Here is a 22,946-nt window from a genome sequence, read left to right as displayed (position 1 = left end):
ATACGAGATCTGGTATGTGTAAAATTTTACTCGAAGGGCAGATGAGTGGAAAAAATGGGGAGACACTCTATTATCTAAATGTACACCGTTAAATGAACATCAAGAGAGAGGTCTTCCCATGGATATGCCGCAATTTGAAAGGCACAGGCCGTTGCGCTAAAATAAAGGTAATCACACTACTTGAAAACGGCCATGGCATACTAAGTGACGCTAAAATCAGTGTAAATTCACCACGAGTCGACAATATTTTCACGAACTTTTAAAATATTCAAAAGTGATGAAAAATACATTTTAACTTTCGGGTCTATTTGTAGTAAAATACAGGTAAGGGGAAAAGATATGGAAACAATGGTAAAGCTGCTTTCGGGCACTTATTCAACGGAGGATTTGCATGGAACAACCAACATATAAATCAGGCTTTATTTCTATCATTGGACGCCCGAATGTCGGGAAGTCCACTTTCATCAACCAGGTGGTCGGGCAAAAAATCGCCATCATGAGCGATAAGCCGCAGACAACACGGAATAAGATACAGGGCGTTTACACAGCTGATGACGCACAGATGATTTTTATCGATACACCCGGCATCCATAAACCGAAGCATAAGCTGGGCGATTTCATGGTAAAATCAGCCACGGATACATTAAAAGAAGTGGACCTGATTCTATTTATGGTCAATGCGGAAGAAAAACGCGGCCGCGGGGACGAGTACATTATCGAACTGCTTAAACACGTGCGCACGCCTGTTTTTTTGGTCATCAACAAAATTGACCTCGTTCATCCGGATGATTTGCTTGCCTTCATAGAACAGTACAAAGATTTATACCCGTTCCGTGAAGTGGTCCCGATTTCCGCACTCGGAGGAAACAACGTCAGCCGGCTGCTCGATACCATCAAGGCATATTTGCCGGAAGGGCCGCAGTATTATCCGGCAGACCAGGTGACAGACCATCCGGAACGCTTTATCATTTCGGAACTGATCCGCGAAAAAGCGCTGCAGCTTACAAGAGAAGAAGTGCCGCATTCGATTGCGGTTGTTATTGAAAAAATGGAGCGGGAAGAGAACAAGGATGTCATTCACGTGATGGCGACGATCGTTGTCGAACGGCCGTCCCAAAAAGGGATTATCATCGGCAGGCAGGGAAGCATGCTGAAAGAGATTGGCAAAAGAGCAAGGGCTGATATCGAAAATTTGCTCGGGTCGCAAGTTTATTTGGAATTATGGGTAAAAGTGCAGAAAGATTGGCGGAATAAAATCAGCCAGCTGCGCGATTTCGGTTTCCGGGAAGACGAATATTGATTTTGGCGCCCGCTTCTGGTTGTAAATTTTTACCCCGAATGTTTGCGTGTCCCCTGGTGAAGCTATAAAAGGCTTTTAAAGAAATTTCATGACCTACAACATGAAAGGCGTGGTGAATATGTTAGAATTTACCTGGAAAGTCTTTGCGGATACCGGCAATATTGATACGTACCTGCTTTTTAAGGAACTGGAAAGGGACCGGCGTCAAGACCGGTATGAACGTGAAGAAGATCCGGCAGATGCGGATTTTTCCATTACTTAAGGATAAGCCGTACTGCCTGTCGGGCAAGAGGTGGAGAGGTTGTTTGAAAAATGTGAAGGGATCGTCATTAAAAATACAGACTACGGCGAATCCAATAAAATCCTGCATATTTACACAAAAGAATTTGGGAAGCTAGGCTTTATGGCGCGCGGAGCCAAAAAGCCGAACAGCCGACTGGCGGCGGTTTCCCAGGTTTTTACATATGGGAATTTCCTTTTTCAGCCGTCGCGCGGTCTTGCCACCCTCCAACAGGGAGAGACCGTTTCACCGATGCGCCATATCCGCGAAGATATTTTCAAAACGGCGTATGCTGCCTATGTGGTGGAACTTTTGGGCCGGGCGGTCGAAGATAAAAAAAAGAATCCGTCTTTATTTGAGCTTTTGCTCCGGACGCTCGAATATATCGATGAAGGCTATGACCCGGAAATTATCAGGGACATCTTTGAAATGAAGATGCTGAATGTACTCGGTATGTACCCGGTGATGGACAAATGTGCGGTATGCGGCAACACGGAAGGGCCCTTTGCTTTTTCCATCCGGGAAAACGGCCTTCTTTGCCCCCGCTGTTTTGCGCGCGACCCGTACCGGCTCCCGTTGTCACGGCCTGCGATCCGCCTGCTCCGGCTTTTTTATTTTCTGGACATCAACCGGCTCGGCAGCATTTCTGTTAAAGACTCGACAAAAAAAGAGCTGAGAACGGCGATTTCCATGTACTATGATGAATATACCGGCCTGCAACTGAAAGCCGGCCGGTTTCTTAGCCAGATAGAGTCGCTCGAAAAAAGGCTCGGGCCGGACAATGCATAAGACATCCCCCTATCGAAGAAAAAGGGGGACTTTCCTTGCTGCCCGGGGCCGGATGATGCATCGCACGGCCCGCGGTTCTGCTTTAACTGTTTTTGCCCGGCCGAAAAATCATGACCCGCTATCTGAGTATACGCAGCTGTCTTCCAAAATATCAATGGCATTTTTATGTATCATAGTGGCAGATAAGGACAGATTTCCGTAAATGTGTTATACTATTGTCTTGCATGGTTGTGTGAATGAAGGCGGTGATTACGATCGAATTAACGAAAAGGCAAGAACAGATTCTCGAGATCGTCAAAACGAACGGGCCGATTACAGGCGAGCACATCGCCGAAAAGCTGAATTTAACGAGGGCAACACTCCGGCCGGATCTTGCCATTTTAACAATGGCAGGTTACTTGGATGCACGCCCGCGCGTCGGCTATTTTTATACCGGAAAAACGAGCACGCAGCTTCTTACGGAAAATTTAAAACATATTTACGTAAAAGATTATCAGTCTTTGCCGGTCGTGGTGAACGAGAATATGTCCGTGTACGATGCCATCGTAACGGTTTTTCTTGAAGATGTCGGCACGCTTTATGTCGTCGACAATGCATCCCATCTGATCGGTGTTTTGTCGCGAAAAGATTTGTTGCGGGCAAGCCTTGGAAACAAAGACCTATCGGCATTGCCGGTGCATATCATTATGACAAGAATGCCGAATATTACCTGCTGTAAAAAAGATGATCTTCTGATTGATGTGGCAAAAAAACTGATTGAAAAACAAATTGACTCGGTGCCCGTTGTGAAAGAAACAGAAAGCGGGCTTGAAGTGACCGGGCGGATAACGAAAACGAATATCACGAAAGCGTTCGTTGAACTTGCAGACGGCGATTAAAAAGGAAGTGATCATTTTTGGCAAAACCCCATATTTATATTGTTTCAGACTCGGTCGGAGAGACGGCGGAGCTCGTCACAAAGGCGGCCATCAGCCAGTTTGAAAACCAGGACGCAGAATTAAAACGCTTCCCGTATGTGGAAGATACGATCCATATTGATGAAGTGGTTTCGCTTGCATCCATGAATTTCGGCATGATCGTCTATACGCTTGTGAAGCCGGAAATGCGGAAATACATGAACGACCAAGCCGTAAAACACGGCCTTGCTGCTGTCGATTTAATGGGACCTCTCATGGACCGGCTGCTCGAATTGTATGAATCCAAGCCGCTCTATGAACCGGGGCTCGTCAGAAAATTGGACGAAGCTTATTTTAAAAAGGTGGAAGCGATCGAATTTGCGGTGAAATATGATGACGGCCGGGATCCGCGCGGCATTGTCCGGGCGGATATTGTCCTCATCGGTGTTTCCCGTACGTCCAAAACGCCGCTTTCACAATACCTGGCGCATCACCGCTATAAAGTTGCGAATGTGCCGATTGTGCCGGAAGTGGATCCGCCGGAAGAACTTTTTCGTATTCCTTCCAAAAAATGTATCGGTTTAAAAATTGATCCTGATACATTAAATCATATCCGGAAAGAACGGCTGAAAACACTCGGGCTTGATGGTTCGGCAAGTTATGCGACCATTGAACGCATCAAATACGAACTGGATTATTTTAATCAGGTAGCGGAGCGGCTTGGCTGCAAAGTGATCGATGTCACCAACAAAGCGGTCGAAGAAACGGCAAATATTATTATGGATGAAATGAGAAAGTAAAAGCGGTCAAGGTTCGAGAAGCGCATGCCTTTTTGCGGCATCGGCCGGATGAAAATAAATCCAATTGAAACGGTGGAAGCAGGCTGAAACGGTCTTTGCTTCCACCCGTTTTTTTAAAAATTTTTCTTTTGAAAAAAACGAGGCATATTTTTTTCTGTTTTTCAGTATTTATTTATAGTCAAAATGGAGCAAGTGTACTATAATAAAAAATTGTGATAAAAATGTATGATACGGGTTTAGAGTAAGCTTTTAAGGAATAAACTATTTATGAGTAAATGTCAAGTCTGAATTTGAATAAATTTCGACAGGGCCAAAAAAATTATGGGAAGAAGCGCAAAACATGCAGGATTCTGCGGAGCAATGTAGAATATTTTAGGATGAAAAGAAAAACAGCAAACGAATAAGCATTGCCGTATCCCGGATGAAATGCTGTGAATAAAGGTGGAGCAGAAGGGATTGTTTGATGACAGGGATGATTCCAAATGAAAAAATTGATGAGATCCGCCGGTCTTCCGATATTGTGGAGGTCGTGAGCGAATATGTACAGCTCAAAAAGCAGGGCCGCAATTATTTCGGCCTGTGCCCGTTCCACGGTGAGCATACGCCGTCATTTTCCGTATCCCCAGATAAGCAGATTTTTCACTGCTTTGGATGCGGCGCAGGCGGCAATGTATTTACTTTTCTCATGGATATCGAAGGCATCTCTTTTCAGGAAGCGGCAGAGAAACTGGCACAAAAAGCGCATATCGAGCTTGGCGTCGTTTTACGGCACGAAGAGCAGAAAAACATCGATCCGAAGCGCCGGCAGATGCTGGAAGCGCACGAACTGCTGCAAAAATTATACCACCATTTGCTTTTGCATACAAAAGAAGGAGAACCTGCGCTAAAGTACCTGCGCGGGCGTGGATTTACAGACGAAGCAATCGAAAAGTTCGGGATCGGATATGCGCTGCCTGCCTGGGATTTTGCCGCCAATATGCTACAAAAGCGCGGTTTTCCCCTTTCCGTGCTGGAAGAAAGCGGGCTTGTCATCCGCAATGAAAAGGACGGCAAATATTTCGACCGTTTCAGGGACCGGATTATGTTTCCGATCATGGATGAAAAGGGAAACATGGTCGCATTTGCCGGAAGAGCGGTCCGGAAACAGGAACACCCGAAATATTTAAACAGCCCTGAGACGCCGCTTTTTAATAAAAGCAAGCTGCTTTTTAACCTGAACCGGGCAAGAGGGCCGATCCGCAAAAAACAGCAGGCAGTCATTTTCGAAGGCTATGCGGACGTGATCTCCGCCGACCGGGCTGGCGTTGAAAACGGTATTGCCACAATGGGCACTTCGATTACACCGGAACACGTCCGGATGATAAAAAGGCTCACGGACGGCGTTGTCATTTGCTACGATTCGGACCAGGCCGGCCTCACTGCTGCTTTCCGTGCGGGGAAAATGCTCAGTGAAAACGGCTGTGAAGTGCGGGTTGCGCAAATGCCGGATGGGCTGGACCCTGATGACTACATAAACCAGCATGGCGGAGAAAAGTTCCGCATGGATGTAATAGGGGCCAGCCTGACTTTTATGGCTTTTAAAATGCAATATTTCCGCATGAATAAAAATCTCCAAAATGAAGGAGAAAAGCTGGCGTATATAGAAGAAGTCATTCAGGAAATTGCCAAACTGGAGAATCCGGTGGAGAAAGACCTTTACTTGCGCCAGCTGTCCGAAGAATTTTCGTTGTCTTTGGACGCCCTGAAAGAGCAGGAAAGGCAATACGGTTCCCGTGAAACCGGGACCCGGAAGAGAAGCCGCCCTGCAGAGAATCCGGTGCCTGCACATGAGGAAGCCCGGATGCTCCCTGCCAATATGACCGCAGAGAGAAGGCTGCTTTGGCATATGCTGCGGGACGGGGAAATTGCCTATAAAGTGAAAGATTTCCTTGGCGAAAACAGCTTTTACGGGGATGAACACCAGGCAATTTTTACTTACCTGCTTGGCTGGTACGAAGAAGGGAATCCGCCTGATACGAGCGCTTTCCTGTCTTATTTGCCCGATGCAAAACTGCAGCGGATTGCTGCCGAAATCGAAATGATGACGGTAGGCGGGGAGCTGACGGATGAGGAATTGGAAGATTATGTGCAATATGTGCTAAAACACCAGAAGTTGCTGCGCATTCAGGAAAAACTGAGGGCACAAAAAGATGCCGAACGGCAGAATGATTTCCAAAAAGCGCTGCAATTGGCGGGTGAAATTGTGGCACTGAGAAAGTCTATGACTTGAAATCTCTGCTTTTTATAAATGATCAAGTTGCTGTTGGATCATTGAAAGTGTTGAAATTGTCGGAAGGAGGGGAACATATGGCTGAAAAGTCAGCACGTTCCAAAGAAGTAGAAGAAAGTGAGTTTACAGTAGAAAAAGCAAAAGAGCAACTCGTTGAACGCGGGAAAAAGCGGGGGTTTCTCACTTATGATACCATTTCCGAAAAACTCGGCCATTTTGATTTAACATCCGATCAGATGGATGAATTTTATGAATCGCTCGGTGAACAAGGAATCGATGTGACAGATGACACCAGCGACGAGGATGCCCCTTCCCATCTCGAACTGGAAAAAGAGAATGACGAAGAGTTTGACCTGAATGATTTGAGTGTTCCCCCAGGTGTGAAAATCAATGATCCGGTACGCATGTACTTGAAAGAAATCGGGCGGGTCGACCTTCTTTCCGCAGACGAAGAAATCGAACTGGCCAAAAGAATCGAGCAGGGCGATGAAGAAGCAAAACGCCGGCTCGCTGAAGCCAACTTGCGCCTTGTTGTCAGCATTGCAAAACGGTATGTCGGCCGTGGCATGCAGTTTCTGGATTTGATCCAGGAAGGCAATATGGGCCTCATCAAGGCGGTTGAAAAATTCGATTACAAAAAAGGCTACAAATTCAGCACCTATGCCACATGGTGGATCCGCCAGGCCATCACGCGCGCGATTGCAGACCAGGCACGGACGATCCGGATACCGGTCCATATGGTGGAAACGATCAATAAACTCATCCGTGTGCAACGGTCACTGCTCCAGGATTTGGGCAGGGAACCAACACCGGAAGAAATTGCTGAAGAAATGGATATTTCTCCGGATAAAGTTCGGGAAATCATTAAAATTGCCCAGGAACCGGTTTCACTTGAAACGCCGATTGGCGAAGAAGATGATTCGCATCTTGGAGACTTTATTGAAGACCAGGATGCCACATCACCTTCTGACCATGCCGCTTATGAGCTGCTGAAAGAACAGCTGGAAGATGTGCTTGATACATTGACCGACAGGGAAGAAAATGTGCTCCGCCTCCGGTTCGGGCTTGATGACGGGCGCACTCGGACACTTGAAGAAGTCGGCAAAGTATTCGGTGTCACAAGGGAACGAATCCGGCAAATTGAAGCAAAGGCTTTGCGGAAACTCCGCCATCCAAGCAGGAGCAAACGCCTGAAAGATTTTCTTGAATAAGCCGGAAAAAGAAACAGACATGGCGCTTGTGCATCTGTTATTACAGGCGCCTTGTTTTTAGTTTACTTCCTCGGGAAGTAAACTTTTTTCTTGCAAAAAAAAGGATTTTCCGCCCGTTTGTCGAATAGGTTACACAGGATGTGTTGAAAAATGGACGATAAGAGAAGACAAATCATTGTCAACGAAATTAAAATGTGGAAAGAGACCAAAATGATTCCACAAGAATACTGCGATTTTCTACTCGCGATCTATACGGAGGGGAATGAGGCCAATACCCGCAAACAAAACGGCGCAGGGAAATCCGTTAAAAAACAAGTCGCGGTTTCTGTTTTCATTCTTGCCCTCATTGCAATCGCTGTATTTGTCATTTATTTTACTGAATTACATTTTATTTTGCAAACGATGATTTTGACAGCTTTTGTCGGATGCTTACTTTTTCAGGGAATTCATTATGCTAATAAAGAAATTTTTTACCCGGTTTTCTTTGTTGGCGCCGCGATTATTTTGCTGCTTCTCAGTGTGTTTTTGAATGAAAAGGTGTTTGGAAATCACCGCTATACTTTATATTTGCTGCTTTTTGTCAACTGCGGGTTGTGGCTTATCGCCGGAAAGGCATACAAGCTGCTGTATTTTACCTTATCGGGGTTTCTCGGCCTCGTCATCTTGCTGGTCTCTATAGTAATATAATGTATAATTTTCAGTTTTCCTGTTGCCCTTTTCCGGCCCGCCTGCAATTGTATCACTTTATTGAATTTTTTGCTGCTTTTATTATAATACAAGATGAAAGCGCATTCAACCGTTATTTTTAAGTGGAAAGGCTTTCTTTCAAAAGAATTTTCAGTTAAAATGGAAGAGATGGGCACGGTAAATACGCTGGAAAAGCGGAAAAACAAGGGGGGAATGCATTGAAAAGAAATCCTGTAATCCCATATGTGCTGATTATGGTATTCGGGCTTGCCCTTATCTTTTTTCTTTCCGTGAAAGGGATCGGGGATGCGAAAGAAGTGGCCAAAGAAAAGGAGCATCCGAAGCAAACCGAAACCGCCTCCTCGGAAAAGTTTGATCCGGAGAGCTTTGCCAAAAAGACTTGCGTGACCTGCCACGGAAATAATTTGCAAGGCGGGGCCGGGCCGAATCTCCACGGCATCGGCAAGAAATTGTCCAAAGATAAGATTAAAGATGTACTCAGGAACGGCACGAGCGGCGGTATGCCAGCCGGACTTGTCGAAGAAGACCATATTGATGAAATGGTGGACTGGGTATCAAAGCTAAAATAAAGGGCAGGTTCACCGTACGGGGGGCATCCCCCTTTTTTTTATGGCAAAAAGTGGCTACAATAGAGGTATCACATGTAAAGTGGTGAAGAAATGAACAGCGGGAAACTTTCAAGAAGGCTTGAATCGGTGGCGGCTTTTATTCCGGCCGGCACTGTATTGGCAGATATCGGGTCTGACCACGCTTATTTGCCCGTTTTCTGCGTGAAGGACGGTAGCGTAACAGCGGCGGTGGCCGGAGAAGTGGCGGAAGGGCCGTACCATTCGGCGCAAAAGCAAGTGGAAAAAGCAGGGCTGACAGAAAAAATCAGCGTCCGGAAAGGAGACGGGCTTGAGATCTTGGCTCCGGGCGAAGCGGGATGCATTACGATTGCCGGGATGGGCGGCGCATTAATCGCCTCTATCCTCGATCGCGGAAAAGCAAAACTAAACGGCAAAGAAACGCTCATCCTGCAGCCGAATACCGGGTCGCACATTGTCCGCAGATGGCTGGCGGAAAACGGATGGGCCGTCACAGGAGAAGACATTCTCGAGGAAGACGGGAAAATATACGAAATTATCGCGGCAGAGTACGCGGGCTGCCGTATCGCGCTCACGGAAGCGGAACGCCTGATGGGCCCGGTTTTAATCAAAAACCAAAATGAAGCTTTCCGGAAAAAATGGCGTACTGAAATCAAAAAATGGCAATCCGTGCTCAGCCATCTGGAGCAGGCAGACGCAAGCCCGGAAATTGAAGAAAAAAAGCGTGTATATCGCCATTTGATTGCTTTGGCAGAGGAGGTTTTAACATGAAGCATGCGAACGGGCATGATGTCATCCAGCTATTTGAGCAGTTCGCACCGAAAAAGTTTGCAATGGACGGGGATCCGGTCGGGCTCCAAATCGGGCAGTTAAACGGGCCGGTGAAAAATGTGCTGGTGGCGCTTGATGTGTTGGAAGATGTGGTGGACGAAGCGATCGAAAAGGATGTCCAGCTGATTATCGCCCACCATCCTTCCGTTTACCGGCCGTTAAAAAACATGGCGACAGATACCCCCCAGGGCCGGCTGATTGAAAAATGCATCCGCCACGGGATTGCTGTCTATGCCGCCCATACGAACCTTGATATCGCAGAAGGGGGTGTAAACGATTTGCTGGCGGAGGCGCTCGGGCTCCGCGATACGGAAGTATTATCGCCTCTTTATGAAGACAAATTGAGGAAACTGGTTGTTTTTGTCCCGGTATCCCATGAAGAAGCCGTAAGAACGGCGCTTGGAAATGCCGGTGCGGGGGCGATCGGGAATTATAGCCATTGTTCTTTCTCTGCCCGCGGTACCGGCCGTTTTCTGCCGGGGGAAGGGACAAACCCGTTCCTCGGGGAAGCGGGAAAGCTCGAAGCAGCAGATGAAACAAGGATTGAAACGATTTATCCCGTGTCGATTGAAAAACAGGTGCTTTCTGCGATGCTTGAGGCGCACCCGTATGAAGAGGTTGCCTATGATATTTATCGGGTCTTAAATGAAGGCCGGAAGTATGGGCTCGGCCGGATCGGCGAAATCGAACGGGAAATGGCACTGCGGGAATTTGCGGAACATGTTAAAAAAGCGCTCGAAGTTCCGGCATTGCGCGTCGTCGGAAATCTCGACGAAAAAGTGAAAAAAGTAGCTGTTCTCGGCGGAGACGGCAACAAATATTTTGCTGAGGCAAAAAAGGCGGGGGCCGATGTGTTCGTCACCGGGGATTTTTATTACCATAACGCCCACGATGCACTGGCGCTCGGGCTGAATGTTGTAGACCCCGGACATAACGTGGAGAAGGTGATGAAAAAAGGGGTCGCGGCTTATATGCAGAAAGCATGCCGGGAGCATCAGCTCGATGTCCGCTTTATTGCATCCGAAGTGAACACAGACCCGTTTCAGTTTCTTTAAAAAACGCCCGGGCCGCTCGAAGTAGGGAAAAAGACGGCCTTTTTTAACCCGGGTCCCGTTATCCTAAAAAGATTGCGATAGCTCATTTTCCTTCTTTTGGACGGGGCCCCGTTGCATCTCGTATGGACTAAAAATACACACCAATTGATTTTCATGATGCTGCATTTTTTCCAGCATGGATGATGAAAGGCAAAAGGGCGGAGTCCGGTGGGGATCCGCCCTTTTGCTTATATTCCATTCCGGCCGGAAGCGTTTCAACCAGGTTTCAAGCTTTTTGGCCGGAAGAACGGTGCGGCGCTTTCACTTTCGGCAAAATTTTGGTTAACGGTACGTTCCGCTTTCGTTCCCAGGTTGATTCGTCTTCCGGGTCAAATTTTTCAAGAAATGCTATGACTTCACGTACGATCGGCGTCGGTGTTGATGCCCCTGCCGTTACGGCAACTTTTTGTACACCTTCAAGCCACGCCAGCTCAATTTCTTCGACATCGGCAATCCGGTATGCTTTCGTGCCGGCAATTTCTTCTGATACTTGGGCGAGGCGGTTTGAATTGTTGCTGCGCGGGTCGCCGACTACAAGCAGCAAATCAGCCTCCCCGGCCTGCCTGGCAACGGCTTCCTGGCGAATTTGCGTCGCATGGCAAATTTCATTGTACGTTTCTGCATGCGGATATTTCTTTTGGATAAGTTCCATTAAATCCGCCACGTCCCATTGGCTCATCGTCGTCTGGTTTGTTACAATGATTTTATCATTGCGGATATCGAGGGCTTTAACGTCTGCTTCCGTTTCGACGAGATGGACAATCGCAGGTGCGACACCGGCTGCCCCCTCGGGTTCCGGATGGCCTTTTTTACCGATATAAATCACATCATAGCCTTCTTTTTCTTTTTCACGGATTAAATCATGGGTTTTCGTTACATCCGGGCATGTGGCATCAATGGCCGTCAAGCCTTTTTTCCGGGCAAGTTCGCGCACTTCGGGGGAGACGCCGTGCGCGGTAAAAATAACGGTGCCTTTCTCCACCTTTTCGAGAATTTCTTTGCGGTTTTTGCCGTCGAGCGTAAGGATCCCGTCTTCTTTAAAGGCATCAGTCACATGCTGGTTGTGGACGATCATGCCAAGAATATAGATGGGACGCGGCAAAGTTTTATCCATTGCGGCGTTGCGGGCAATGACCATTGCGTCAACAACGCCGTAGCAGTAACCCCGGGGGGAAATTTTCAGCACTTCCATCGCGATCCTCCTAACAGGGTGCCGGAACACCGGCATCCGGGCTGGGAAATGAGTCTATTACATTTGTATTATATCGGAATGCGGCAAAGAATACAAAACGGGTTTTTGCACAGCCGGCCGTGCCCGAAATATGGCGCGCTCCCGGAAGGATGGAAAAGCAGAGGCTAATGCCAGCTTTTAATAGAACGAACCGTCTATACGCGGGTGCAAACTTTTGGTGCGCCAGATACCGAATGGTTCCCGGCCACAGAAAAAACCGTCTGCACACGGGTACAAACGGTTTTGGCGCCTTAAATAAACAATTTCGGCACGGAGACTCCTTTTTCCGGGCGTTTTTCGTCATTTTTGCTTTCTGCGGCTTGAGATGCGGGACGCTCCGCTTGCCGGTTGCTTTTTTTCTCTTTTGCTGGCGCAGGTTTTTTGTCTTTGCTGCTTAATTCGCGATTTTCCTGCTCATCCTGCTCATCCTCATTCGGGGCATTTTTCAGGCCGCGGTACAGTTTCCACATCGCTGGCAGATTTTTGACGAGCGGGCCGACCTGCTGAATCTGCTGGATCATCGGGCCGACCTGCTGCGCGGTTTTTAAGACATTTTGTGTATTGTTTAAAAACGAACTGATCGAAGAAGGATTTGCGATGGATTTGAAAAGCGATCCGCCTCCCCCGGCGGCACCCCGCTGGAAGGCAGCTGCCGGGTTGGCGGCTGCGCTTTGTCCGCCCCTTTGGAACAGTCTGGATAAAAGTCCTCCGCCCCGTCCTGCAGTTGCGCCTGCTCTACCCGGAAATCCCGGCATTTGCCCTCCGGCTCTGAATTGCCCGGGCATGCCCGGCCCGCCCAGGCGGTTCCCGGCAAACGGATTTCGCTGCATTCCGCCGAACGGGGACGGACTTTGCCGGCCGAAAAAGGGCGACATATTTCTTGGCGGCATCCATTTGACCCCCTTTCTGTTTGGATTTTTCGTTCAATATTACAATATGCAGGCCAAACGGAAACGTCTGGCATGCAAAAAAAGTTTCTTTCTGCCTGTAAACGGCACAAAAATTTCCATTTGCATACGGGGGCATGCGGAAATTGGCATTTTTCGCGGATGTCGATTATAATAACAAGACGTTCTGCTGCATGAGAGAAGGAGTGGAAACATGAACGGAACAAAATGGGAAGAATTCGGTTTTAAATCATTTATCGAAAAAGCGATCGAACATAAAGGCTTTGCCGAACCGACGGAAATACAGCGAAAAATGATTCCGCTTGTTTTGCAGGGGGAAAGCGCTATCGGACAGTCGCAGACGGGAACGGGGAAAACACATGCGTATGTGTTGCCGCTTTTGCAAAAAGCAGACCCGTCTCTTGCGGAAGTCCAGGCTGTGATTACGGCCCCGACGCGGGAACTGGCGGCACAGATATACCATGAAATCCAGGAAATTTTAAAATGGGAAGAAACAGGCCGTCTTACCGCTAAACTATTTATCGGCGGGACGGACAAGCAGCGGGATATCAGCAAACTGAAAAAACAACCGCAAATTGTAGTTGGCACACCGGGCAGGGTAAATGATCTTGTGAAAGAACAGGCGTTATTTGTCCATACAGCGAAAACGTTTGTTGTCGATGAAGCGGATATTATGCTCGATATGGGCTTTATCGTGGATGTCGACCAAATCGCGGGGAGGATGTCTGAAAAACTGCAAATGCTCGTGTTTTCGGCAACCATTCCCGAAAAATTAAAGCCGTTTTTAAAAAAGTACATGGAAAATCCGAAATTCGAGCAGGTAGCGCCGCGCCAAATCGCAGCGAAAAAAATTGAACATATTTTGATCCCAAAACGCGCGCGGGAGAAAATGGACGTGTTGCATGATGTCCTCGAGGCGTTTAACCCGTACTTGGCGATTGTATTTGCAAACACAAAAGCGATGGTGGATGAAATTGCAGCAGGGCTCTCAGCAAAAGGGATGAAAACGGCCCGCATCCACGGAGACCTCTCGCCGCGGGAACGGGCGAAAACGATGAAACAAATCAAAAACCTGGAATACCGGTACATCATTGCCACTGATTTGGCCGCGCGCGGGATTGATATCGAAGGGGTCAGCCATGTTGTAAACTACGAGCTGCCAAAAGATTTAACGTTTTACGTCCATCGCGCCGGCAGAACGGCCCGCGCCGATCTGTCGGGCATATGCGCGACCATTTACGAACCTTCCGATGAGTTTGCCCTCACCCAGCTTGAGAAAATGGGGATTGCATTTCTCTACCGCGATGTGCGCCGCGGCGAATGGGTGGAACTGGGCGATCGGAACCGCCGCAAAAAGCGGGTAAAAAAGGCGGATCAAACGGAGACTGCGGCGAGAAAGGCAATCGGCAGGCCGAAAAAAGTGAAGCCGGGCTACAAAAAGAAAATGGAACGGCAGATCGAAATGCTGAAAAAACGGCAAAGGAAATTGCAAAAACGGAAATAAAAGGGGAGAAACAGCATGCTTAAAATTGGTTCACATGTCTCGATGAGCGGCAAAAAAATGCTGCTTGCGTCAAGTGAAGAGGCGGTTTCATACGGCGCCAACACATTCATGATTTATACGGGCGCACCGCAAAATACAAGGCGGAAGAAAATTGAGGACTTGAACATTGAAGCCGGCCTTGCCCATATGAAAGAACATGGCATAGAGGAGATTGTCGTCCATGCGCCGTATATCATCAATATCGGCAACACAACAAATCCTGCGACATTTGAACTCGGTGTCCGTTTTTTGCGGTCGGAAATTGAGCGGACGGAGGCGATCGGAGCGAAGCAGATCGTTTTGCACCCGGGCGCCCATGTTGGTGCAGGGCCGGAAAAAGCGATCAAGAAAATCATTGAAGGGCTGAATGAGGTGCTTGTTCCGGAGCAAACCGTCCAGATTGCGCTTGAAACGATGGCCGGCAAAGGATCCGAATGCGGCAGGACGTTTGAGGAACTGGCGGAAATTATAGACGGCGTCAAATACAATGACAAGCTTTCCGTTTGCTTTGATACTTGCCATACCCATGATGCCGGCTATGATGTGAAAAACCGGTTTGATGAAGTGCTGGATGAATTTGACCGGATCATCGGCATTGGCCGCCTGAAAGTATTGCATGTCAATGACAGCAAAAATGAAGCCGGCTCGCACAAAGACCGGCATGAGAATATCGGGTTTGGCCATATCGGATTTGAAGCCCTTGACTATATCGTGCATCACCCGGCGCTTTCTGACATCCCGAAAATTTTGGAAACCCCTTATGTCGGCGAAGACAAAAAGAACCGCAAGCCGCCGTACAAATACGAAATTGCCATGCTTAGAAACAGGAAATTTGACGAAAATCTGCTGGCCAAAATTGTGGAGCAGCCCGCTTGAATCCTGGTCAGGTTTTAAAGCCGCTGAAACAAAACGGTGAGACACTACATTCTTAGTGTCTCATCGTTTTTTGCATCTGGACAGTTTCAGTGGTTTTCGTTTGGCCGGGATTTTTTAAAAATAAACCTCCATTTGCAAAATGAAATATAACTGTAATCTATTTATCAAACCATCAATGCTATAATCAGAAATATCAATAGATTAATAGAACGGAATCTACACATAATGAGAAAAAGCCGATACATAGCAATGGAGGCGTTAAGGTGAATAGGAAGTTTTTGTCGTTAACCGCTGCTGCAGTGATCGCAGGCAGCGCTTTCGTCCCGCTTAGCAAAGCAAATGCAGAAACCGCTGTCAAGAGCATTCAAAACGAGGAGTCGGCCGTTAAGGAAAGCATTTCCGGCAAGCAAAACGAGATTGCGAAGATCGCAGAAAACGCGAAGCAGTTTCAGTCGGATATGGAAAAAATTTCGGCTAAGATCCGCCAAACCAATCAGAAAATCAGTGAAAAAACGCAAGAAGTGTCAGAGACGAAAGACGAGGTCGCATCGTTAAATGAAAAAATGAAAGAAACGCAAAAAAGAATAGAAGAGCGCAACAACGTGCTTGCCCGGCGTGCGCGTGACATTCAACAAAAAGGCGGAGCGGATAGTTATCTGAATGTGCTGCTTGAATCCAGCAGCCTGAGCGATTTTGTCAGCCGAGCGCAAGCGTTAACAACGTTTGTCCAAGCAGACCGCGCCATTTTAAAAGCGCAGGAAAAAGACAACAAAACATTAAATACAGCAAAAGCTGAAGTGGAAAAGAAGCTTCAGAAAGTGCAGTCGGATTTAGCTGAGCTTGAGGAGTTGAAAGAAGCAAACAAATACCAGCTTGCGGACCAGAAAAGCTTAGAAGCGGCGCTGAAGGAGCAAAAACAAGCTGCTGCAGCTGAATTGGCGAAGCTGAAAGACAAGGAAGCTTCCTTAAACGCGCAGGAAAAAGCAGCGCTCGCTGAACTGGAAAGCAAAGAGACCGAGACCGCACCATCTGCTACTGCTGCAAAATCTTCCGCGCCTCAGGAATCGAAGCAGGATGATTCCGCTTCTACCGGCACGAGCACCGGAAGAGACGATTCAAATGGAGAAACTGCGGCACATACACAGAAGGAAAAGACAAAGTCCGGATCCCGCGCAAAACATGTGGCGCGCGTACCTTCCTTTTCTGATGACGGCAGCGCTTCAAACAACGGTTCCGGAACGGTTGAAAAAGCGATCAGCGCCGGTTCAGCTTTAATCGGGCACACTTCCTATAAAATGGGCGGCGGAAGAACGAAAAGCGACATTGCAAACGGGCTTTTTGACTGCTCCTCATTTGTTCATTGGGCCTACGCACAGGCAGGCGTGAACCTGGGTGGCTCCGGTGCGAATACGGATACGCTTGCAGGGCTTGGGCAAGCGGTCAGTGCTTCGCATATGAAACGGGGAGACCTGGTCTTTTTCAATACTTATAAGTACAACGGCCATGTGGGCATTTACCTGGGCGGCGGCAAATTTCTCGATTGCAATAGTTCAGATGGCGTTTCCATCGACACCATGAGCAGCGGTTACTGGAAACAGTGCTTTAATGGCGTTGTCAGGCGCGTAGTGAAATAAGGAAGAACCGGCCGAAAAGCTTTTTCCGGCCGGTTCTTTTTCTATTTTGCCAATAAGACAAACACCCGGTTGATTTCTTTTGCGGTGAGCGGGCTTGTAATTTTTGCAATGTCTTTCAGTGCTTTGCTGCGGGCCTCGTCATCAAAGATGTCCAACTGTTTTCCCCGCACATAATCCGCGATTTTTTCCGCATCTTCGCGGCTGATTTTCACGTTAAACTGCCGCGCGTATTTAAAAAGTTCCGCGCCGGTAATGATATTCACCTTATAATTGACCATATTTTGAATCAGTTTCAATATCCATCACTCTCCCCGCTTCATGTATATGCGGGCCGGGAAGAAATGTTTCAGATGCTTATGGAAGGGGATATTGCCGCGGAGGAAGAAAAGCGATAAGAAGGCGGCAATTACCGGCATTTCCACGTGAACCCCTCCGCGCTTTACAATCTTTCGGAAAGAAGGTATAATGTTTAAATCGGAATGATTCTGATTGAGGAGTTTGCGTATGGAAGAATATGTTGTAGAAGTTTCTGGCCTCTCTTTCCGTTATGACCGGCAGAATGTGCTGGAACAGATCGATTTAAACATACCAAAGGGAGCGTTTCTCGGCATCATTGGCCCGAACGGTTCCGGAAAATCAACCCTGCTAAAGCTCATGCTCGGGCTGTTAAAACCGCAGGAAGGGGAAATCCGCCTTTTCGGCACGCCGCTCAGCCGCTTTAAAGACTGGAGCCGGATCGGTTTTGTCTCGCAAAAAGCCAATGCATTTAATACTGGTTATCCTGCGACCGTTTTAGAAGTGGTCGAAAGCGGCCTGGTGAAAAAAACCGGCCTGTTCCGTTTCCTTGGCCCCGGCGCCAGAAAAGAAGCAATGGAAGCGATCCGCTCAGTCGGGATGGAGGCGTACGCCCATCAAAATATTGGCGAGCTAAGTGGCGGCCAGCAGCAGCGTGTGTTTATCGCGCGGGCCATTGTCAGCAAGCCGGAGATTTTGATGCTGGATGAGCCGACAGTTGGTGTGGACCAGCGCCATGTCCGGTCTTTTTACGAAATGCTGGAGCAGCTGAACAGGGAATGGGGCATTACCCTGATTCTTGTCACACATGATATCGGCGCCGTTTCCGACAAAGTGACGCATGTTGCATGCTTGAACCAGCATTTATATTTCCATGGCGACATCCACGCGTTTCAGCAGTTGGATGAAGAAAAACGTTCATCCTGGTATGCCCACGATGTCCGGTTGCTGGCGCATGAACATGGGTGAGAAGGAGAAACCGAATGATTGCTGCACTTTTTCATTATCATTTTTTACAAAATACATTTTTGGCCGGCATTTTAATCGGCCTGATTGCCCCTTTGATCGGTAGTTTTATTGTCGTACGCCGTTTGTCGCTGATTGCGGATGCGCTCAGCCATGTCACATTGTCCGGGATTGCGATCAGCCTGTTTTTAAGCAGCAAGCTTTCTATTCTTGCCGGGTTGAACCCGCTTTATATTGGCACCGGCTTTTCCGTGCTCGGATCCGTGCTGATCGAGCGGTTGCGCGGGGTTTACCGGCATTATGAAGAACTTGCGATTCCGATTATCATGTCGGGCGGGATTGGCATCGGGCTGATCTTTATTTCTGTGGCCGGAGGGTATAATGTAGATTTGATGAATTACCTGTTCGGCAGCGTAAGCGCGGTAAGCCAGGCTGATCTTTGGCTCATTCTGGGGATTGCCGTCATTGTGGCGGCTGTGATCCTTTTGCTGTATAAGGAACTTTTCCTGCTTTCTTTTGATGAAGAATATGCAAAAGTGTCCGGTATTCCTGCGAAAACGATCCATTTGCTGTTTATGGTGCTGATTGCGCTTGTGATTTCGGCTGCGATGCGGATCGTGGGGATTATGCTTGTATCCGCGCTGATTACGCTCCCGGTAGCGGCCAGCATCCGCATCAGCCGGGGATTTAAACAGACCATTTTGTTTTCCGTTCTTTTTGGCGAAATTTCCGTTTTGGGCGGGCTGGTTACGGCATTTTATCTGAATTTGCCGCCCGGTGGTACAATTGTGGTGATTTCCATCGTCATTTTGCTTTTGGCGGTTTATATGAAACGATTCCGGCCCGGTGCCGGTTTGAACAAAAAGAAGGTGTGAACATGCTTTTGGATGAGGCAATTGAAATCTTGAAGGAAAACGGCTATAAGCATACAGGAAAAAGGGAAAAAATGCTCGATTTGTTTTCGGAGAGCAATAAGTATTTGACGGCAAAAGACGTGCTCGAATGGATGAAAGATGCGTATCCGGGCCTCAGTTTTGATACGATCTACAGGAATTTATCGCTTTTTGCTGAACTTGGCATACTGGAAGTGACAGAGCTGTCCGGTGAAAAGCATTTCCGTTTCAAATGCTCGACAAACCACCACCATCACCATTTTATTTGCCTGGCGTGCGGGAAGACGAAAGAAATCCCGGATTGCCCGATGCCAATGGTGAGCGGTTTGGAAGGGTATGCCATTTCCGGCCATAAGTTTGAAATTTACGGCACGTGCCCGGAATGCATGGCAGATGAAACGCGGCAAAATATTTAACAAACCCTGCTTCCGGCAGGGTTTGTTTTTGCTATATAAGTTGAACGAATGTGTTGCCAGAATCCATATCGATCCTGATCGTAGTAGATGTTGGCGCGAAAAACTGAAGTTCATTTTATGATTTTGGATATTTTTCAAGACGCCTTCCGGGAAAAATAACCCGGGCGCAGGCACGCGGGTCACCGCAAAAAGCTATCCGCAACCCAGCCTGTCCCTTACAGAAACCCGGATAAGCCCTTAATCGCGTGCGGAGCGGCTGGACTGGGTGATCCAGCGTCTGACCCAGTCATCCGCTTCTTTCCAATTTTTCACCCGGTATACATTGTCCGGGACGGGATCCCGGTTGTATGGGGTGTCAAACAGAAGGACGGGGATGCCGAGCGTTTGCGCAATGGCGGCCGCATTGTCATGTTTGTCTTCCAAAAACAAATCAACGTTGTACTTTTTTGCGGTTTCCACTTTGTGATGCGTGCCGATCAGCTCGATATGATGGTATTTCAGCTGTTGTTTTGTAAACCAGTTTTTGGTCACATCAAGGAGATAGGATGCGCGTGCGCTGATAAAATACAGCTCAAACCGGTCTGCCCATTTGTTTAACACTTCTTTTGCCCCTTTTGCAACCGGGGATTTTGCATAGATCACAGGCTCCGAGCGGATAAACCAGTCGGCAAATGTCCCGGCAGGAATATCGACGACATCTGTGATCTCATACTTCGTTAAGTCTTCATATTTCAGGTCAATGTGAAAGGCATCGTTAATGAACGGAATAAGCGTTTCAGGATCTGTCACAGTCCCGTCAATGTCAATGCCGAAACGGTATTTTTTCACCATGGTGCGCCTCCTTTTCCGTTTTGAATGTGAAGCGATCGTGCCGCCTGTTGTCCGGGCCAGGCCTGGAAGATAAAAGTTGCCGCGCATGAAGAAACACCGGCTTGTTTTACGCCGGTGTTTCGGTCAGACGGGGTTCACGTTTTGCGCGGCCTGTTTTTGGTAATACGCTTCGGCAAGCATGTCGATTTCTTTTTTCAATTCTTCTACCATTTTATCTTCCGGCACTTTCCGTATGATTTTCCCTTTGCGGAACAGGAGGCCTTCCCCGCGTGCACCGGCGATCCCAATATCCGCTTCTCTTGCTTCACCGGGGCCGTTGACGGCGCAGCCGAGGACGGAAACTTTAATCGGCGCTTTTATGGTCTGTAAATATTCTTCGACTTCGTTTGCAATGCTGATTAAATCGATCGCAATCCGGCCGCAAGTCGGGCATGAAACGAGCGTCGGGGCATTGGAGGAAAGCCCGAATATTTTCAGCAGTTCACGCGCGACTTTCACTTCTTCCACCGGGTCGGCGCTTAAAGAAATGCGGAGCGTGTTGCCGATTCCCATATTTAAAAGCGTCCCAATCCCGGCGGCACTTTTGATGGTGCCGGAAAACAGCGTCCCGGATTCAGTAATACCGAGATGGAGCGGGTAGTCAAATGTCCGGGCCGCTTTCTCGTACGCTTCGATGGCAAGGCGGACATCCGAGGCTTTCATCGAAACGATAATGTCGTGAAAATCCAGGTCTTCCAGAATCCGGATATGGTGCAGGGCGCTTTCGACCATGCCGTCTGCTGTCGGGTATCCGTATTTTTGCAAAATTGGTTTTTCAAGGCTTCCAGCATTGACGCCGATCCGGATCGGAATGCCGCGCTCTTTTGCCGCTTTCACGACCGCTTCGACTTTTTCGCGCTTGCCGATATTACCCGGGTTAATCCGGATTTTATCGACGCCGCCTTCAATTGCGATTAACGCAAGCCGGTAATCAAAGTGGATATCCGCGACAAGCGGGATATGGATTCTTTTTTTTATGTCGGGAATAGCCCTTGCCGCCCGTTCATCCGGGACGGCAACGCGCACGATCTGGCAGCCTGCTTCTTCAAGCCGCTCAATCTGGCGGACAGTTGCATCGACATCATGTGTTTTCGTCGTCGTCATACTTTGAATGAATAATTCATTGCTGCCCCCGATCGTCAAGTTACCTACCTTGACAGGGCGCGTTTTTGTACGGTGTATGATCTCACCCAAGGATATTCGCTCCTTTAATGATCTATCAGTCCATAAACATTTTACCAACTTACATTTTACCAATTTACTGCCCCGATTGACAAGCCATACTCCGGTTTTTACCGGGATTCGCCGTAAATGGGAAACCGGTATGTTTGTCCAATTTGGATGTCTTCCGGTGCAATTCCGCCGTTTAGTTTGCTGAAATCGCGGATCACTTTTTCAATCGAAGGCGCCGTCCCGCCTGATATTTTTTTGACAATCGTAAGCACCGTGTCACCGGAATGGACCTTGGCTGTGACATACGGACCGTGGGTTGTTTCAGGTTGTATGGCAACGTTTTTTTCGGTTGTTTCTTTAGCATTCGTCGGGATTGTGCCTGCGTGGAGATCGTAGTAGATGCTGTAAGAGATAAGGGCAACGATAAAGAGCGCAAATATTTTTTTCAACATGGACATTCCCTCCTTTTATGAGTGCTACCAGTATATGCCGGTATGCTGTAATTAGAACCCGGGATGATTCTCAAAAATGCAGGCGAAAAATTTGCCATTTATCAATCGGTTTTGGTACATTAAATATGACAAATCTTTGAATCTTTTCGGTTCAAAACACTACATAAAGGAGGAATAAAGATATGACGTACACTTTACCGCAATTGCCGTATGCGTATGATGCCCTGGAGCCTTATATTGACAAGGAAACGATGAACATCCACCATACGAAGCACCATAATACTTATGTCACCAATTTGAACAAAGCGTTGGAAGGCCATGACGACCTTGCTTCCAAATCCGTTGAGGACTTAATTTCGGATTTGAATGCGGTTCCGGAAGAAATCCGTACAGCGGTTCGCAACAACGGCGGGGGACATGCCAACCATTCGCTGTTCTGGACGTTGCTTTCGCCAAATGGCGGCGGCGAACCTAAAGGCGCGCTGCTTGACGCGATCAACAGCAAATTCGGCAGCTTTGAAAAATTCAAAGAACAATTTGCAGCGGCTGCAGCAGGCCGTTTCGGTTCCGGCTGGGCATGGCTTGTTGTCAATAACGGCGAGCTTGAAATTACAAGCACCCCGAACCAAGACAACCCGCTTTCCGAAGGCAAAAAACCGGTTCTTGGCCTTGATGTTTGGGAACATGCTTACTACTTGAAATACCAAAACCGCCGTCCAGAATATATTTCTGCATTCTGGAATGTCGTGAACTGGGACGAAGTGGAAAAACTGTACGAAGCAGCGAAATAATCGCGATCCATTTAAAAAAGGGCGTGCCGCGCCATTTGCGTGCACGCCCTTTTTGCATGCGCCGTGCATGGCGATTCGCTAGGCGGTGTAAGTCCGCTATGGGGGTAGGTAGCGACCAACCATTAGCCAAGAGC

At 48.0% G+C, this 22,946-nt stretch carries 24 protein-coding genes; 18 read left to right on the top strand and 6 right to left on the bottom strand.

All coding sequences use genetic code 11. The features are described 5' to 3' along the window. The first annotated feature begins 391 nt into the window (after positions 1 to 391). From era to NFR98_RS13275, 11 genes are all read left to right on the top strand, one after another. Positions 392 to 1,300 (top strand): GTPase Era, encoded by a 909-nt coding sequence (gene era, locus NFR98_RS13325; RefSeq protein ID WP_014097985.1) that lies wholly within the window; start codon positions 392 to 394, stop codon positions 1,298 to 1,300. Between the two features lie 118 nt (positions 1,301 to 1,418). Next, positions 1,419 to 1,562, top strand: a complete 144-nt coding sequence (locus tag NFR98_RS13320; protein WP_014097986.1) for a YqzL family protein — start codon at positions 1,419 to 1,421, stop codon at positions 1,560 to 1,562. A gap of 39 nt (positions 1,563 to 1,601) precedes the next feature. Then, on the top strand, positions 1,602 to 2,369 hold the full coding sequence (gene recO / locus NFR98_RS13315; RefSeq protein ID WP_017550555.1) for a DNA repair protein RecO: 768 nt from the start codon (positions 1,602 to 1,604) through the stop codon (positions 2,367 to 2,369). 236 nt (positions 2,370 to 2,605) lie between these two features. Then, the gene (gene ccpN, locus NFR98_RS13310; protein WP_014097988.1) at positions 2,606 to 3,247 is read left to right on the top strand and encodes a transcriptional regulator CcpN; all 642 of its coding nucleotides are present in this window, start codon (positions 2,606 to 2,608) and stop codon (positions 3,245 to 3,247) included. A gap of 17 nt (positions 3,248 to 3,264) precedes the next feature. Beyond that, entirely contained in the window at positions 3,265 to 4,065 is an 801-nt protein-coding gene (locus NFR98_RS13305) for a pyruvate, water dikinase regulatory protein (protein ID WP_014097989.1), read from the top strand. Positions 4,066 to 4,528: 463 nt separating this feature from the next. Next, positions 4,529 to 6,334 carry a DNA primase gene (gene dnaG, locus NFR98_RS13300; RefSeq protein WP_014097990.1) on the top strand — a complete coding sequence of 602 codons (1,806 nt, stop codon included), beginning with the start codon at positions 4,529 to 4,531 and terminating at the stop codon, positions 6,332 to 6,334. Between the two features lie 77 nt (positions 6,335 to 6,411). After that, complete coding sequence (gene rpoD / locus NFR98_RS13295) at positions 6,412 to 7,545, top strand: RNA polymerase sigma factor RpoD (protein ID WP_014097991.1); 1,134 nt, start codon at positions 6,412 to 6,414, stop codon at positions 7,543 to 7,545. Between the two features lie 150 nt (positions 7,546 to 7,695). Then, positions 7,696 to 8,232 (top strand): hypothetical protein, encoded by a 537-nt coding sequence (locus NFR98_RS13290; RefSeq protein ID WP_014097992.1) that lies wholly within the window; start codon positions 7,696 to 7,698, stop codon positions 8,230 to 8,232. 218 nt (positions 8,233 to 8,450) lie between these two features. Beyond that, positions 8,451 to 8,822, top strand: coding sequence for a cytochrome c550 (cccA, locus tag NFR98_RS13285; protein ID WP_014097993.1), 372 nt, complete (start codon positions 8,451 to 8,453; stop codon positions 8,820 to 8,822). Between the two features lie 90 nt (positions 8,823 to 8,912). Beyond that, the gene (locus tag NFR98_RS13280; RefSeq protein WP_041818152.1) at positions 8,913 to 9,611 is read left to right on the top strand and encodes a tRNA (adenine(22)-N(1))-methyltransferase; all 699 of its coding nucleotides are present in this window, start codon (positions 8,913 to 8,915) and stop codon (positions 9,609 to 9,611) included. Further along, positions 9,608 to 10,726, top strand: coding sequence for a Nif3-like dinuclear metal center hexameric protein (locus NFR98_RS13275; RefSeq protein ID WP_014097995.1), 1,119 nt, complete (start codon positions 9,608 to 9,610; stop codon positions 10,724 to 10,726). The genes NFR98_RS13280 and NFR98_RS13275 overlap by 4 nt, the downstream gene beginning before the upstream one ends. Before the next feature lie 265 nt (positions 10,727 to 10,991). On the opposite strand, the gene NFR98_RS13270 is transcribed toward NFR98_RS13275, so the two are convergent. Together NFR98_RS13270 and vrrA are read right to left on the bottom strand one after the other, a co-directional pair. Next, a complete protein-coding gene (locus tag NFR98_RS13270) occupies positions 10,992 to 11,957 on the bottom strand; it encodes a 4-hydroxy-3-methylbut-2-enyl diphosphate reductase (RefSeq protein WP_014097996.1) in 966 nt (321 codons plus the stop codon). A 290-nt stretch (positions 11,958 to 12,247) separates the two neighbouring features. Continuing rightward, positions 12,248 to 12,886, bottom strand: coding sequence for a VrrA/YqfQ family protein (gene vrrA / locus NFR98_RS13265; protein WP_017550547.1), 639 nt, complete (start codon positions 12,884 to 12,886; stop codon positions 12,248 to 12,250). 211 nt (positions 12,887 to 13,097) lie between these two features. On the opposite strand from vrrA, the gene NFR98_RS13260 reads away from it, so the two are divergent. The 3 genes from NFR98_RS13260 (at position 13,098) to NFR98_RS13250 (ending at position 16,957) form a co-directional block, all read left to right on the top strand. Then, a complete protein-coding gene (locus NFR98_RS13260) occupies positions 13,098 to 14,408 on the top strand; it encodes a DEAD/DEAH box helicase (RefSeq protein WP_061086612.1) in 1,311 nt (436 codons plus the stop codon). Between the two features lie 15 nt (positions 14,409 to 14,423). Next, on the top strand, positions 14,424 to 15,323 hold the full coding sequence (locus NFR98_RS13255) for a deoxyribonuclease IV (RefSeq protein WP_014098000.1): 900 nt from the start codon (positions 14,424 to 14,426) through the stop codon (positions 15,321 to 15,323). A 263-nt stretch (positions 15,324 to 15,586) separates the two neighbouring features. Beyond that, positions 15,587 to 16,957: a C40 family peptidase gene (locus NFR98_RS13250; RefSeq protein WP_017550546.1), complete on the top strand. Its 1,371-nt coding sequence runs from the start codon at positions 15,587 to 15,589 to the stop codon at positions 16,955 to 16,957. A gap of 41 nt (positions 16,958 to 16,998) precedes the next feature. On the opposite strand, the gene NFR98_RS13245 is transcribed toward NFR98_RS13250, so the two are convergent. After that, a complete protein-coding gene (locus NFR98_RS13245; RefSeq protein ID WP_014098002.1) occupies positions 16,999 to 17,253 on the bottom strand; it encodes a DUF2624 domain-containing protein in 255 nt (84 codons plus the stop codon). 208 nt (positions 17,254 to 17,461) lie between these two features. On the opposite strand from NFR98_RS13245, the gene NFR98_RS13240 reads away from it, so the two are divergent. From NFR98_RS13240 to zur, 3 genes are read left to right on the top strand one after another with little or no spacing between them, the layout of a single operon-like run. Next, on the top strand, positions 17,462 to 18,220 hold the full coding sequence (locus tag NFR98_RS13240) for a metal ABC transporter ATP-binding protein (RefSeq protein WP_014098003.1): 759 nt from the start codon (positions 17,462 to 17,464) through the stop codon (positions 18,218 to 18,220). Positions 18,221 to 18,234: 14 nt separating this feature from the next. Next, complete coding sequence (locus NFR98_RS13235) at positions 18,235 to 19,092, top strand: metal ABC transporter permease (protein WP_014098004.1); 858 nt, start codon at positions 18,235 to 18,237, stop codon at positions 19,090 to 19,092. A 2-nt stretch (positions 19,093 to 19,094) separates the two neighbouring features. Beyond that, the gene (gene zur / locus NFR98_RS13230; RefSeq protein WP_014098005.1) at positions 19,095 to 19,526 is read left to right on the top strand and encodes a zinc uptake transcriptional repressor Zur; all 432 of its coding nucleotides are present in this window, start codon (positions 19,095 to 19,097) and stop codon (positions 19,524 to 19,526) included. A gap of 237 nt (positions 19,527 to 19,763) precedes the next feature. Here zur and NFR98_RS13225 read toward each other — a convergent pair whose 3' ends face one another. The 3 genes from NFR98_RS13225 to yqfZ form a co-directional block, all read right to left on the bottom strand. Next, a complete protein-coding gene (locus NFR98_RS13225; protein ID WP_014098006.1) occupies positions 19,764 to 20,357 on the bottom strand; it encodes a 5' nucleotidase, NT5C type in 594 nt (197 codons plus the stop codon). 123 nt (positions 20,358 to 20,480) lie between these two features. After that, positions 20,481 to 21,581 carry a flavodoxin-dependent (E)-4-hydroxy-3-methylbut-2-enyl-diphosphate synthase gene (gene ispG / locus NFR98_RS13220; protein WP_128890997.1) on the bottom strand — a complete coding sequence of 367 codons (1,101 nt, stop codon included), beginning with the start codon at positions 21,579 to 21,581 and terminating at the stop codon, positions 20,481 to 20,483. A gap of 107 nt (positions 21,582 to 21,688) precedes the next feature. After that, positions 21,689 to 22,021, bottom strand: a complete 333-nt coding sequence (gene yqfZ, locus NFR98_RS13215) for a protein YqfZ (RefSeq protein WP_014098008.1) — start codon at positions 22,019 to 22,021, stop codon at positions 21,689 to 21,691. Between the two features lie 182 nt (positions 22,022 to 22,203). On the opposite strand from yqfZ, the gene sodA reads away from it, so the two are divergent. Then, the gene (sodA, locus tag NFR98_RS13210) at positions 22,204 to 22,812 is read left to right on the top strand and encodes a superoxide dismutase SodA (RefSeq protein WP_017550543.1); all 609 of its coding nucleotides are present in this window, start codon (positions 22,204 to 22,206) and stop codon (positions 22,810 to 22,812) included. Positions 22,813 to 22,946: the final 134 nt, after the last annotated feature.

This window comes from Weizmannia agrestimuris (genome assembly GCF_943193165.1).
Taxonomy (GTDB): Bacteria; Bacillota; Bacilli; order Bacillales; family Bacillaceae_C; genus Weizmannia; species Weizmannia faecalis.
Note: the sequence above shows the minus strand (reverse complement) of the source record. Positions and strands in the feature narration are given on the sequence as shown.